At 42.7% G+C, this 13040-nt stretch carries 15 protein-coding genes; 14 read left to right on the forward strand and 1 reads right to left on the reverse strand.

Annotation, left to right across the window (positions count from 1 at the left end; genetic code table 11):
• Window positions 1-91: 91 nt before the first annotated feature.
• From J2T50_RS09055 to asnA, 9 genes are all read left to right on the forward strand, one after another.
• A complete protein-coding gene (locus J2T50_RS09055; RefSeq protein ID WP_253365902.1) occupies window positions 92-1339 on the forward strand; it encodes a carbohydrate-binding domain-containing protein in 1248 nt (415 codons plus the stop codon).
• 38 nt (window positions 1340-1377) lie between these two features.
• Window positions 1378-2442: an MmcQ/YjbR family DNA-binding protein gene (locus J2T50_RS09060; protein WP_253365904.1), complete on the forward strand. Its 1065-nt coding sequence runs from the start codon at window positions 1378-1380 to the stop codon at window positions 2440-2442.
• 286 nt (window positions 2443-2728) lie between these two features.
• Window positions 2729-3322, forward strand: a complete 594-nt coding sequence (locus J2T50_RS09065; protein ID WP_253365906.1) for a poly(ethylene terephthalate) hydrolase family protein — start codon at window positions 2729-2731, stop codon at window positions 3320-3322.
• The gene (locus tag J2T50_RS09070; protein WP_253365908.1) at window positions 3319-3555 is read left to right on the forward strand and encodes a hypothetical protein; all 237 of its coding nucleotides are present in this window, start codon (window positions 3319-3321) and stop codon (window positions 3553-3555) included. Before J2T50_RS09065 ends, J2T50_RS09070 begins: the two co-directional genes overlap by 4 nt.
• A gap of 287 nt (window positions 3556-3842) precedes the next feature.
• Window positions 3843-4082 (forward strand): hypothetical protein, encoded by a 240-nt coding sequence (locus tag J2T50_RS09075; RefSeq protein WP_253365910.1) that lies wholly within the window; start codon window positions 3843-3845, stop codon window positions 4080-4082.
• Window positions 4083-4090: 8 nt separating this feature from the next.
• A complete protein-coding gene (locus J2T50_RS10580) occupies window positions 4091-4369 on the forward strand; it encodes an iron-containing alcohol dehydrogenase (RefSeq protein WP_354279927.1) in 279 nt (92 codons plus the stop codon).
• Window positions 4252-4584, forward strand: coding sequence for an iron-containing alcohol dehydrogenase (locus J2T50_RS09080; RefSeq protein ID WP_366515785.1), 333 nt, complete (start codon window positions 4252-4254; stop codon window positions 4582-4584). Before J2T50_RS10580 ends, J2T50_RS09080 begins: the two co-directional genes overlap by 118 nt.
• 13 nt (window positions 4585-4597) lie before the next feature.
• A complete protein-coding gene (locus J2T50_RS09085; protein WP_253365914.1) occupies window positions 4598-5020 on the forward strand; it encodes a dehydroquinate synthase/iron-containing alcohol dehydrogenase family protein in 423 nt (140 codons plus the stop codon).
• A 177-nt stretch (window positions 5021-5197) separates the two neighbouring features.
• Window positions 5198-6190 (forward strand): aspartate--ammonia ligase, encoded by a 993-nt coding sequence (gene asnA, locus J2T50_RS09090; RefSeq protein WP_253365916.1) that lies wholly within the window; start codon window positions 5198-5200, stop codon window positions 6188-6190.
• 42 nt (window positions 6191-6232) lie between these two features.
• Here the strand turns inward: asnA and J2T50_RS09095 are convergent, their stop codons facing one another.
• Window positions 6233-6922: an excalibur calcium-binding domain-containing protein gene (locus J2T50_RS09095; RefSeq protein ID WP_253365918.1), complete on the reverse strand. Its 690-nt coding sequence runs from the start codon at window positions 6920-6922 to the stop codon at window positions 6233-6235.
• Window positions 6923-7222: 300 nt separating this feature from the next.
• Here J2T50_RS09095 and typA point away from each other — a divergent pair, with 300 nt between their 5' ends.
• From typA to J2T50_RS09120, 5 genes are all read left to right on the forward strand, one after another.
• Window positions 7223-9073, forward strand: coding sequence for a translational GTPase TypA (gene typA / locus J2T50_RS09100; protein ID WP_253365927.1), 1851 nt, complete (start codon window positions 7223-7225; stop codon window positions 9071-9073).
• Window positions 9074-9124: 51 nt separating this feature from the next.
• Window positions 9125-9379, forward strand: a complete 255-nt coding sequence (locus tag J2T50_RS09105; protein ID WP_253365929.1) for a DUF3165 family protein — start codon at window positions 9125-9127, stop codon at window positions 9377-9379.
• Between the two features lie 99 nt (window positions 9380-9478).
• Complete coding sequence (gene murD, locus J2T50_RS09110) at window positions 9479-10834, forward strand: UDP-N-acetylmuramoyl-L-alanine--D-glutamate ligase (protein ID WP_253365932.1); 1356 nt, start codon at window positions 9479-9481, stop codon at window positions 10832-10834.
• Window position 10835: 1 nt separating this feature from the next.
• Window positions 10836-11912 carry a UDP-N-acetylglucosamine--N-acetylmuramyl-(pentapeptide) pyrophosphoryl-undecaprenol N-acetylglucosamine transferase gene (locus J2T50_RS09115; protein WP_253365934.1) on the forward strand — a complete coding sequence of 359 codons (1077 nt, stop codon included), beginning with the start codon at window positions 10836-10838 and terminating at the stop codon, window positions 11910-11912.
• Window positions 11909-12913 carry a cell division protein FtsQ/DivIB gene (locus J2T50_RS09120; RefSeq protein WP_253365936.1) on the forward strand — a complete coding sequence of 335 codons (1005 nt, stop codon included), beginning with the start codon at window positions 11909-11911 and terminating at the stop codon, window positions 12911-12913. Before J2T50_RS09115 ends, J2T50_RS09120 begins: the two co-directional genes overlap by 4 nt.
• Window positions 12914-13040: the final 127 nt, after the last annotated feature.

Genomic DNA, 13040 nt, shown 5'->3' on the forward strand with positions numbered 1-13040 from the left:
TGCCCCAACTTTTCAGATTTTGGTCGTCGTCGGTTTTTTATCTGAGAATCTGTGTTATACTTATATATAAGTATAACAAGGTGGATATGTGATGGAAAAAAGGCTGTATTTACTAGCAGCGGTTGTTCTTCTATTGACGGGAGCGACCATGGCGAGTATTTCGTATCTCGAGGAGCACGAAGTGGCTTTAGTACCCAAGTCGGTTTCTAAGAAAGAGGATAATCGGCAGAAAATTCTTGTGAAAAATGATGAAAGTAGCAGTAACAGTGAGGCGGTTACGGTAGACGGAAAAAACATCCAGATTACTGCGGGTGGGGAATTTTATATTTCTGGAAAAGGAAAGGGAGTGACTATTCAAGTCGGAGATCAGGTGACGGAGGATGTCACTCTGGTCTTGGATAGTCTTGAAATAGCTTCGATTTCCATGAAGTCTAAAGGGACAAATATCATTCATCTGGCAAAAGGTTCGAAGAATACCTTGTCTGAAGCAGAGACAGGGATTTCTGCAACCAATGTGACCATCACAGGTGCGGGTAGTCTCACCATGACAGCTATTTCTAAGTACGGGATTTTTGCCACAGAAGATTTAGTGGTGGAAGACGGGAAAATAGCGATTGAGTCACAAGGTTCTGGACTGGCAACCCTACACGATAAGGACCCTGAGCAAGCCAATCTCACCATCAACGGTGGCGAAATGAACCTTTCGACTAATTCTGACAAGGGAAATGCAGGTCTCGTGGCAGGAAATCAGCTCATTATCAATCACGGGAATCTTTCGGTGACTAACTCCTATGAAGGCTATGTTGGCAAACATGTGACAATCAATGGTGGAGTGAGTAAAATCGTTTCTGCAGATGATGGAATTGTTTCCAAAGATCCTTTTTATGAAGAAGGTACTGTGTCGGATGTTGATATCGTTATGAATGGTGGCGAAGTAAGCATTCTAGCTGCGGGTGACGCCTTGGATTCCAATGGTTCTTTGACAGTGAATGGAGGTCAATTTGCTCTTGAAACGAGTTCTCAACTGGATGGAAGTTTGGATGTCGAAGGACAGAGTCAATTAGCAGGTGGCACTCTTTGGGGGCTGGGCTCTTTGATTGGTGCAGAAGTCTTTCATCTGGCTAGTCACCCCTTTTTAGCAGATGAGTTTTATGTGGCTAAGGGAGACCGTCTAGAGGTGAAAGATGCAGCTGGTAATGTAGTAGGAACCTACACTAGTAACGTTGGAGCCTCTCACATTCTCTTCAGTTCAGCTGACCTGAAGTTGGGAGAAATGTACACTGTGACAACATCAGCAGGTCAAAGTGTCCAATTAACGGCTATGACACAAGCATATTAGAGGCGACGCGAGTCGCTTTTTCCGTAGGAGGAGAAAGAATGACGATAGAAGAAGAGATGTTTAAAGGAAAAGAAATCAATCGGGGCAGTCTGCTGGCTTTTGGTTTCGTCAGAGATGGGGCGGATTATTTCTATAAAGAAGAGATGTTAGACGGTGCCTTTCAAGCTCAGGTCTGGCTGCGTGCGGATGGTTCTGTCCATAGCCGTGTGTGGGACCTAGACTTGGAGGAAGAGTATACGGCCTTTCGTGTGAGCCAGGTCCGAGGTGCATTCGTTGGACAAGTACGGCAGGCCTATACGGCTGTTTTGGAAAAGATTGTGGCGGCTTGTAGTCATGAAAAATTGGCAATCTCCCAGCAGGGGATAAGGTTAGTGGAGTATATTGCCAAGGAGTGGGGCGATGTGTCGGACCGTCCTTTTGAAAAGCATCCCCAGTATTTTTCCTATCGAGTAGCAGGCAAATGGTATGCGCTTGTATTTCCCTTACAAATGGAGAAATTAGACTCAACAGTAGTCGACAGAGAAGTTGAAGTGGTAAATATAAAGGTTCCAGCTGAGAAAATGGAGCAAGTGCTTGCGTTACCATCGGTCTATCCATCCTATCACATGTCCAAAAAGTCCTGGGTTTCTGTTGTTTTAGACGATGGATTGTCGGATGCGGAGTTGTTCTCCCTCCTTGCTGCCAGCAGAAGTCTGACAGCACCAAAGGGCTATTATCCAAGTAGTGGGCCGGATTATTGGCTGATTCCGGCCAATCCAAAAGTCTTTGATTTGGATGCCGAATTTGCGGAACACAAGATAGTCTACTGGACGCAGAAAGCTACTATTCAAAAAGGGGACTTGGTTGCCATGTATGTGACAGCCCCCGCGCAAGAACTGCGCTATCTTTGTAAAGTATTGGCTAGTCAGGTGCCCAACACCCTCTATCCCGAGGAAGGGAAAAAGTCCCTCATGCAGGTGGAGTTGATTCATACTTTTTTATCGCAAGAATTTCCTCTGGAACGCATGAAAGAGCTGGGAGTCAAGTCGGTCCGCGGACCACGCCGCATGACCAAAGGATTGGCAGAAGCGGTGGAAGAGAGTTTGAAACATAACAAGCCATAAACTATTCTGTTAGCAACATGAGGCAGTCTCTACTCGTAAATGACGTCATGCTGTCAACATGACAAGATTTCTGGTTGTAGATTGAGCCATGAAGCCAACATGACAAGATTTCCGGTTGTAGATTGAGCTATGCAGCTAACATGACAAGATTTTCATCTGCACATTAGGACATGCTACCAACATGAAGTCATTTACTAGGAGGAGAGGTAGGAGTGTGGTAATATGGTAGCTATATAGTGAAAAGGAAGAAATCATGGGAATGATTTGAAAGATAGGAAAAATTTTATTGGTTATTATTGTTATTTTACTGATTGCACTTGCGGCATTGCTCTTTGTTGGGAAGCAAAAAGAGGGCAATTATACTAAGTACACCAAGACAGCTGGAAAGATTGAGAAAATCTATACAGCCACGGGAGAGGATAAGGTCTCTTATACGGAATACAAGACGGATGACGAGGTCATCAAAAAATATGCTCTTTGGTATCCTGAGAAAATGAAAAACTCGGATAAAAAGTATCCGATTGTCATTTTTGCCAATGGAACAGGCAGCAAATCCAGCACCTATAAAGCATTTTTGACCCATTTAGCTTCTTGGAGATTTATTGCCGTTGGAAATGATGATGAGAATACTCGGACAGGTGAGTCGCTCAATAAGATAATTGATTTTCTGATTGAGGCAAACAGTCGAAAAGAGAGTCCTTTTTATCAAAAATTAGACCCGGAGCGGATTGGGATTGGAGGTCACTCGCAGGGCGGTCCAGCAGTTTTTAATATGGCTGGAAAATGGAGCAACAAAGATCGGATCAAAGCTGTCTACGCGGTCAGCCCAACTTCGTCTTATCATACCAATGTTTTTCAGGTGGTTGGATTTACGACATGAGCTTAATTGCAGCACCGACCTTCATGACAGCGGGAACGGGAGCGTTTGACGCGGGGACGGCTGAGGCCAAAGACATTGAGTCAAACGAGAAGAAGGGCATCATGCAAGGGATTGCGCCCCTGTGGAGTCTGGAGGAGAATTATCAGAAGTTGCCAAGCACAGTTGCCAAACTCTATGCTCGAAAAAAAGTGTTGACCATGGAAATTCTCATCTGCAAATGGATGGCTATATGACAGCTTGGTTTAGATATTACTTGACCGATGATGCAGAAGCAGGGAAAGCCTTTTGGGGAGCTGATGCGGAAATCAAGCAAAACTCCAATTATAAAGATGTAGTCGCAAGTAAATAAAATTAAGAGACGGTAGAAAGTCTACTGTCTTTTGTCATGAACAAGCATTTTCCTATTTTATGAGAGAATGTGCTATAATGCTAAACAGTTTAAGGAGAAGATAGATGACACGTTATTTCGTATTTTATGAGAGAATGTGCTATAATGCTAAACAGTTTAAGGAGAAGATAGATGACACGTTATTTCGTACGAACCAGACAATTGATTACTGCTAAGGTGATGGGGATGATTCCCTATAAGCAAGAGTTGGTCGTCGGTACTGGGAAGCTAGATAACTTAGCGGATTTATTGGAGAAAGAGGAGATTACGTCCGTCTTTGTCATAACCACTCCTGGTATGGTGAAGCGGGGAAGTTTGGCAGGTTTGACCAAGCTGGTATCAGCTATAGTATTTTTACAGAGATACAGCTAGACCCAACGATTGAGAATGTCCTAGCGGCCAAATCGGCCTATCTGTCTCAAGGTCACCAAGCTATTGTTGCCATTGGTGGCGGTTCTGTACTTAATTGTGCCAAGATTACAGGTGCTTGTGTCTCAAATCCAAAATTTGACCCGTCACATCCAAGCCTCTTAACACGGTCATTGCGCCTTTTTATGCGATGCCAACAACTGCAGGTTCTGGATCAGAGGTTACAGCAGATGCTGTTATTACTCAGGAAATCGATGGCAAACACGTCAAAAAACCAATCAACGACTTGAAGTTAGTCCCAAAGGGTGTCATTTTAGACGCTCAACTAACAGCGACATTGCCGGCTTCTTTAACCATCTCATCTGGGATGGATGCGATTAGTCATGTCATCGAAATACTGACCAATCGCTATGCCAGCCGCAAGACCAAGGAGGTTGGTCAAAAAGCTCTGCCCCTTCTCATGACAAACTTGCCCCCTAGCTGTCGAAGATGGGAGCAATCTTGAGGCGCGTGAGCACTTGCTGGTAGGTTCTTACTATGCAGGTCTTGCTATTACGACCAATTTTGTCGGCTACATCCACGCCATTTCACATGCCATCGGAGCTTGCTACGGCTTGGTCCATGGGGAAATCAACAGCAGACTCATGCCTCTTGTTTTAGAGCAATTTGATAAAGCTGTGCATCCGCAATTAGCAGATTTTTCAGATTGGATTGGCTTAGAAGGACGGACTCAAGAAGAAAAAGCGCAAGTATTTATTGCTAAATTAAAGGAATTCCGAGACCAATTTGGTATTTCAGCTACCATTCCAGAATTGCAAAAAGAAGATTTTCCTCAACTCATCCAACAAGCCATAGCAGAAGCCAACGCCATCTACCCCGTACCTGTCATCTGGACAGAAAAGGGTTTTGAAGCGGTCTTGGAACAGCTATTGGAGAATTAAAAATAGCCGAAGTATATTCAACTGATATATAATTTTAGGATGATTTGCTAGAAGTGTCGCTTGCTAAAATGATAAAGCAACAAAATTATCAGAAAATTTTAGAAAAGTCTGGAAAAGGGCTTTTCTTTTTGTTGAAAAGTAGTAAAATAGTACTAACTTATTTTGAGAGGTTTCTATATGAAAAAAAGTTTCATTCATCAGCAGGAAGAGATTTCCTTTGTAAAAAACACCTTCACTCAGTATCTAAAAGATAAGTTAGAAGTGGTGGAAGTGCAAGGACCTATTTTGAGTCGTGTTGGCGACGGGATGCAGGATAATTTGTCCGGTGTGGAAAATGCGGTTAAGGTAAATGTCAAGCTGATTCCAGACGCAAGCTATGAAGTCGTTCATTCCTTGGCCAAGTGGAAACGCCATACCTTGGCTCGCTTTGGTTTCAATGAAGGCGAAGGGCTCTTTGTTCATATGAAAGCTTTGCGCCCAGATGAGGATTCCTTGGACCAAACTCACTCTGTCTATGTGGACCAGTGGGACTGGGAAAAAGTGATTCCAGATGGTCGCCGGAATTTGGCCTATTTGAAAGAAACAGTTGAGCAGATCTATAAAGCCATTCGTCTGACCGAGTTGGCAGTTGAAGCGCGTTATGACATCGACTCGATTTTGCCAAAGCAAATTACCTTTGTGCATTCGGAAGAATTGGTTGAGCGCTACCCAGATTTGACACCGAAAGAACGTGAAAATGAGATTGCCAAAGAATACGGTGCTGTTTTCCTCATTGGTATTGGTGGCGAATTAGCAGATGGAAAACCACATGACGGCCGTGCACCGGACTATGATGACTGGACAAGCCCATCTGAAAATGGCTACAAGGGTCTCAATGGTGACATTTTGGTCTGGAACGAGCAACTAGGTTCCGCCTTTGAAATTTCGTCTATGGGAATCCGTGTTGACGAAGATGCGCTCAAACGCCAATGTGCCATTACAGGAGACGAGAATCGCTTGGAATATGACTGGCACAAGACCCTTCTACGAGGTCTTTTCCCATTAACAATTGGTGGCGGTATCGGCCAATCTCGCTTGGCTATGTTCTTGCTTCGCAAAAAACATATCGGAGAAGTACAATCCAGCGTCTGGCCTGAAGCTGTTCGTGAAGAATTTGAAAATATTTTGTAAGAAAAAGCATAAAAAAGTCCTGAGAAACATCTCAGGACTTTTTTATCTAATTTCGCAAGCAATACCATCTCGATCACGATCTAGATCATAACTATAACCAGGGTCTCCTCTGCGAATCGGTGCCTTACCTGCAGCTCTTACAGCGGCACAGTTTGGATAGTATGGTTGTGCAGGCTGTGGGCTAGGAGCGGGTTGGGGTGCAGGTTGAGGGTTAGCATACTGGGTGCGAATAGGATTTCCTAATTGATTTGCATAGAATTTAATCCCTTCTTGAGACCAGCCATGTCTTGGCAATACATTGTATTCATTGCGGTCAGTTGTCCAATGATGGAGTCCGCGCAAACGTGGATTGTAGACACGGTAAATAGGTGTTCCACCTCCTGAATAGAAAACAGGCTGGCCATTGTTGTCTTTTGTCCAACCATGGTAGGAAGTAAGAACGCGAACTTCGTTTAAGTCTGAAGTGTAGAGGTGATTTTGCAATCCTGCATTGTAGAGACGATAAACGGGAGTTCCGCCATCTGGTGCATACCAAGCCACTCCCTCATATCCCCAACCATGTTGACTATAGAGAACATTTTTTTCATTTTGAGAAGTTGTGTAGAGATGCTCACCGTTTGAACGATTGTAGAGTCGGTAAATTGGCGAGTCGGCGTAGACAGATTCGCTTGCAAAGACTAGACTGGATAGACCTAGTAGTAAGCAGGTAATGAGCCATAATTTCTTTTTCATATGGATAACTCCTTTATATTATTCTATTTATTATTATACTACTTTGAAATAGTTTTGAAAACGCTTTTTTAATAAAAACTCAATAGTATTTAGCACAAAATCATTTGGCCAGATGAAACCAACAAACTTAGTTTTAAGCAATTTATAGAATTGGAATTTGTAGGTGAAAGAAGCAGGAATGTCTCTTTTTTCTTTCATGTTTCCTTAGGAAAACATTTACAATTGACTCAGCTCTGCCATTTTCCTTAAAGTGTGGTATAATGCTAGGGTTGAAATAAAATAAATATTATAGAGGAAAACATGACAAACTTAAGAAATGATATCCGTAACGTTGCCATCATTGCCCACGTTGACCACGGTAAAACGACTCTTGTTGATGAGTTGCTCAAGCAATCTCAAACTTTGGATGCACGTAAGGAATTAGCTGAACGCGCAATGGACTCAAACGATATCGAAAAAGAACGCGGTATCACCATTCTTGCTAAAAATACAGCCGTAGCCTATAACGATACTCGTATCAACATCATGGATACCCCAGGACACGCGGACTTCGGTGGTGAAGTTGAACGTATCATGAAAATGGTTGACGGTGTTGTCTTGGTTGTTGATGCCTACGAAGGTACAATGCCACAAACCCGTTTCGTATTGAAAAAAGCTTTGGAACAAGACTTGATTCCAATCGTGGTTGTGAATAAAATCGACAAACCATCAGCTCGCCCAGCAGAAGTTGTAGACGAAGTCTTGGAACTCTTCATCGAGCTCGGTGCAGATGATGACCAATTGGACTTCCCAGTTGTTTATGCATCAGCTATCAACGGAACATCTTCACTTTCTGATGATCCAGCTGACCAAGAACAAACAATGGCACCAATCTTCGATACCATCATCGACCACATTCCAGCGCCAGTTGACAACTCAGATGAGCCTCTTCAATTCCAAGTATCTCTTCTTGACTACAATGACTTCGTTGGACGTATCGGTATCGGACGTGTCTTCCGTGGTACAGTTAAAGTTGGTGACCAAGTTACCCTTTCAAAACTTGACGGAACTACGAAAAACTTCCGCGTTACAAAACTCTTTGGTTTCTTTGGTCTTGAACGCCGTGAAATCCAAGAAGCTAAAGCAGGTGATTTGATTGCCGTTTCAGGTATGGAAGATATCTTTGTTGGGGAAACTATCACACCAACTGACTGTGTTGAGCCACTTCCAGTTCTTCGTATCGACGAGCCAACTCTTCAAATGACTTTCTTGGTAAACAATTCACCATTTGCAGGTCGTGAAGGAAAATGGATTACATCGCGTAAAGTTGAAGAACGTCTCTTGGCTGAACTTCAAACAGACGTATCTCTTCGTGTTGACCCAACTGACTCACCAGATAAATGGACTGTTTCAGGTCGTGGTGAATTGCACTTGTCAATCCTTATCGAAACAATGCGTCGCGAAGGATATGAGCTCCAAGTATCACGTCCAGAAGTTATCATCAAAGAAATCGACGGCGTTAAATGCGAACCATTTGAGCGCGTACAAATCGACACACCAGAAGAATACCAAGGAGCCATCATCCAATCCCTTTCAGAGCGTAAAGGTGACATGTTGGATATGCAAATGGTTGGTAACGGCCAAACGCGTTTGATTTTCTTGATTCCTGCGCGTGGTTTGATCGGATACTCAACTGAGTTCTTGTCAATGACACGTGGTTACGGTATCATGAACCACACCTTTGATCAATACTTGCCGGTTGTTCCAGGTGAAATTGGTGGTCGTCATCGTGGTGCCCTTGTTTCGATTGACCAAGGTAAAGCGACTACTTACTCTATCATGCGTATTGAAGAGCGCGGAACAATCTTTGTAAACCCCGGTACAGAAGTTTACGAAGGAATGATTATCGGTGAAAACTCACGTGAAAATGACCTCGGTGTCAACATCACAACTGCAAAACAAATGACAAACGTTCGTTCTGCAACCAAAGACCAAACTGCTGTTATCAAGACGCCACGTATTTTGACACTTGAAGAATCACTGGAATTCTTGAACGACGATGAGTACATGGAAGTAACACCTGAGTCAGTTCGTTTGCGTAAGCAAATCCTCAACAAGGCTGAACGTGACAAAGCCAACAAAAAGAAAAAAGTAGCTCTCGACGAAGCCTAATCTAGCTTCTGAAATACTCTTGTCTACTATCAACAGAGGGAAGGAAATGCCATGTTTTATTTGATTTTAGCCATGATGCTGGTTTTGTTTTACGTTTTTATGGCTCCTCGCAATGTCAAAGGAACCATGAACCTAGTGGCATCCGTCTTTCTGATGGTTGGTTTGGTTATCGCTGTTGTCCTAGGCTTTTTACAAGTTCTTCAATCTCCTCCTGAACTATGGATTGTGATTGGTATGTGCTTGATTGGCTATTGGGGGTTGCGGGACATCTATTTTATGGATAAGAAAAACAAACAACTAAAATAAAAGAGTCTGGATTTATTTCCAGGCTCTTTTCTCTCGCTTGATAAACTTCCGCTAGAAGTGGTACAATAATAGTATTGTCAATCTTAGAATGGAATTATTATGAAATCAATCAAAAATTTTGAAAATAAAAAAGTTTTAGTGTTAGGATTAGCCAAATCTGGTGAGTCAGCGGCACGTTTGTTGGACAAGTTAGGGGCTATCGTTACCGTCAATGACGGAAAGCCATTTGACGAAAATCCAACCGCACAAAATTTATTAGAAGCAGGTATTCGAGTGATCTGTGGCAGCCATCCCTTGGATTTACTAGATGAAGAATTTTCACTTGTGGTGAAAAATCCCGGAATTCCCTATACCAATCCAATGGTGGAAAAAGCGCTGAAAAAAGGAATCCCTGTGTGGACAGAAGTTGAGTTGGCCTATCTCATCTCGGAAGCTCCGATTGTGGGGATTACAGGTTCAAATGGAAAAACAACCACAACGACTATGATTGCAGAAGTCTTGAATGCTGGTGGGCAATCCGTAAAACTCTGTGGGAATATTGGCTTCCCAGCATCTTCGGTTGCCCAAGAGGCAGGTGAAAAGGACACGCTTGTGATGGAATTATCTTCTTTCCAACTCATGGGTGTGGAACATTTCCATCCTCATATTGCAGTCATCACCAACCTCATGCCGACCCATTTGGATTATCATGGGGACTTTGAAGGCTACGTGGCGGCTAAGTGGAATATTCAAGAACAGATGACAGCAGATGATGTCATTGTGTTGAATTTCAACCAGGACTTGGCCAAGGATTTGGCAAATAAAACCCAAGCTACCGTGGTGCCTTTTTCAACGACTGAAAAGGTAGACGGGGCTTATTTAGAAGAGGGTGTATTGTATTTTAAAGGTGAAGCCATTATGGCAGCTGAGGAGATTGGCGTTCCAGGTTCTCACAATGTGGAAAATGCCCTCGCAACCATTGCGGTTGCCAAGTTATCAGGTATTGACAACCAAGCCATCAAGGAGACCTTGGCTCATTTTGGCGGTGTCAAACACCGTCTTCAGTCACTTGGTGAAGTCTCAGGTGTCAAATTCTATAACGACAGCAAGTCAACTAATACTTTAGCAACACAAAAAGCTTTGTCAGGATTTGATAACAGCAAGGTCATTTTGATTGCAGGCGGTCTAGATCGTGGCAATGAATTTGATGAACTGGTGCCAGATATTACAGGGGTAAAACAGATGGTCATTCTTGGCGAATCTGCCCCTCGTGTTAAACGTGCAGCTGAAAAAGCCCAAGTGCCCTATGTGGATGCTACAGATGTCAAGGATGCGACGAAAAAAGCCTTTGAATTAGCTAGTCAAGGGGACGTCGTTCTCCTTAGTCCAGCCAATGCATCTTGGGATATGTACAAGAATTTCGAAGTACGTGGTGATGAATTCATCGCGGCATTTGAAGCGCTCAAGGGAGAATAAAATGGCCAAGAAAATTGTGTTTACAGGCGGTGGAACGGTTGGTCATGTCACCCTCAATTTATTATTGATTCCGCAGTTTTTAAAAGATGGTTGGGAGGTTCATTACATTGGTGACGTCAAGGGTGTCGAGCATGAACAGGTGACCAAGTCTGGATTAAAAATTCAATTCCACTCGATTGCAACAGGGAAATTGCGTCGCTATTTTTCATGGCAAAATATGTTAGATGTTTTTAAAGTTGGCTGGGGCGTGCTACAATCAGTAGCGATTATTGCCAAAATTCGCCCGCAAGCCCTCTTTTCAAAAGGTGGATTTGTGTCCGTGCCGCCAGTAGTGGCTGCGCGCCTTTTGGGTGTCCCTGTTTATGTACACGAGTCCGATTTATCGATGGGCTTGGCTAATAAAATTGCTTATAAATTCGCGACTACTATGTACAGCACTTTTGAGCAAAACCACACCTTGGAAAAAATCAAGCATGTGGGTGCAGTTACAAAGGTTCAGCAAGCAACCAATGTTGTCAATCTGAAAATGCCAGAAATTTTGTCGTATTTTGATAGTCAGTTGCCAACATTATTGTTTATCGGAGGTTCAGCGGGAGCCAAGGTTTTCAATGACTTTATCACAGAAAACAAGACTGCTCTGACCGAGAAATACAACATTATCAACCTGACTGGTGACCCGGCGCTTAATGAACTATCACAAAACCTCTATCGTGTGGATTATGCGACGGATTTGTATCTGCCTTTGATGGAAGAAGCGGATTTGGTCGTAACACGAGGTGGTTCCAATACCATTTTTGAATTGGTTGCCATGGCGAAGTTGCACTTGATTGTGCCCCTTGGTCGTCAAGCCAGTCGTGGAGATCAGCTGGAAAATGCCCAATATTTTGAGAAAAAAGGCTATGCGGAGCAGATGGATGAGAGCCAATTGAATTTGGATAATCTGATAAAAAATGTAACTGCCCTATTGGACGAAAAAGATTTTTACCTCTCAAATATGGAAAATTCAACAGAAATCCAATCTGTAGATTCTTTCTACGAATTGCTCCTGACAGATATGGAAAGAAAGATGGATAAATGACAGAACGAGATCTAAAAGACCAAGAGACTGTACAAGAACCTGTGGAAGAATTGGAAGAAACAGCTTCGAATTCGGTTGAAGAAAGTGATACCGAGCTAGCAGAAAAAGAAGTGGACACTGCGGATAATAGTGAGTTTTTTCAACAATGGAAGGCTCGTCATCAGGCCTATTTATCTAGTAAAATGCAGGACGACGAGCAAGAAGAGACTCAAGAGGAAAAAGAGAGCCATCCCTCACTCCAACACTTGAAAAAAGTTGAGGAGAAGGAGGAAAAGCAGGAAACTCAAGCTCCAAGAGTCAAAAGGAAACCTATTCCGAGCGCGATTATTTGGAAAAGTGTCCCCGTCTTTTTGGTTAGTTTCTTCCTCGTTATCAGTTCGATTTATTTTATCAGTCCTTACAGCAAGCAAAAGAATTTTACAGTTACTGGCAATAATCGATTATCAGCGGATAAAGTCTTGGCTTATAGCCAAATTTCAAGTAGAGATTACGCCTTGACTACCTTGCTTCACAAGGATGATTATGCTAAAAATATTGAAAAAACAAGTGCTTGGGTGAAGTCCGCCAAAATAAGTTATCAATTTCCACAAAACTTTACCATTCAGGTGGAAGAATATACAGAGATTGGTTTCATAAAAAAAGGGGACAAATACCACTCCGTCTTGTCTAACGGAGCTATCTCTGAAACGGCTATCCAATCAGACCAGCTCCCTAAGCAATATACCAGTATCAATTTAAAAGATGCAGATCTAGTGAAGGAGTTGGTCTTGCAATTGGTCAAGGTTAAGTCAGATATCGTGAAAAATATCGAAACAGTAGATTTGACTCCAACCAGGGCGACATCGGATTTGTTAACGCTTACGATGTATGATGGAAATAAGGTTTTAGTCCCATTGTCTGAAGTTGAGCGCAAATTGCCATACTATGAAAAAATTACTCCGCAATTAACGGCTGCAAGCGTCGTAGATATGGAAGTTGGTATTTTTTCTTATGCTCAATAGAATGAGGAGTTTTTTTGAGAAATAATAGAAAAAATCCCCATTTCTCCACATTGTATGGTATAATGAAGGATGAATAATTCTATTTTTATGAAATGGGATAAATATTTGAAAGTCGAAAGTAAGAGGG

Origin of the sequence: Streptococcus gallinaceus (assembly GCF_024170225.1) — a bacterium.
In the GTDB taxonomy this organism is placed as follows: Bacteria; Bacillota; Bacilli; order Lactobacillales; family Streptococcaceae; genus Streptococcus; species Streptococcus gallinaceus.

Coding starts and splice junctions, on each gene's coding strand:
- J2T50_RS09055 (WP_253365902.1), top strand. CDS start 92: ATGGAAAAAAGGCTGTATTTACTAGCAGCGGTTGTTCTTCTATTGACG.
- J2T50_RS09060 (WP_253365904.1), top strand. CDS start 1,378: ATGACGATAGAAGAAGAGATGTTTAAAGGAAAAGAAATCAATCGGGGC.
- J2T50_RS09070 (WP_253365908.1), top strand. CDS start 3,319: ATGAGCTTAATTGCAGCACCGACCTTCATGACAGCGGGAACGGGAGCG.
- J2T50_RS09075 (WP_253365910.1), top strand. CDS start 3,843: ATGACACGTTATTTCGTACGAACCAGACAATTGATTACTGCTAAGGTG.
- asnA (WP_253365916.1), top strand. CDS start 5,198: ATGAAAAAAAGTTTCATTCATCAGCAGGAAGAGATTTCCTTTGTAAAA.
- J2T50_RS09095 (WP_253365918.1), bottom strand. CDS start 6,922: ATGAAAAAGAAATTATGGCTCATTACCTGCTTACTACTAGGTCTATCC.
- typA (WP_253365927.1), top strand. CDS start 7,223: ATGACAAACTTAAGAAATGATATCCGTAACGTTGCCATCATTGCCCAC.
- J2T50_RS09105 (WP_253365929.1), top strand. CDS start 9,125: ATGTTTTATTTGATTTTAGCCATGATGCTGGTTTTGTTTTACGTTTTT.
- murD (WP_253365932.1), top strand. CDS start 9,479: ATGAAATCAATCAAAAATTTTGAAAATAAAAAAGTTTTAGTGTTAGGA.
- J2T50_RS09115 (WP_253365934.1), top strand. CDS start 10,836: ATGGCCAAGAAAATTGTGTTTACAGGCGGTGGAACGGTTGGTCATGTC.
- J2T50_RS09120 (WP_253365936.1), top strand. CDS start 11,909: ATGACAGAACGAGATCTAAAAGACCAAGAGACTGTACAAGAACCTGTG.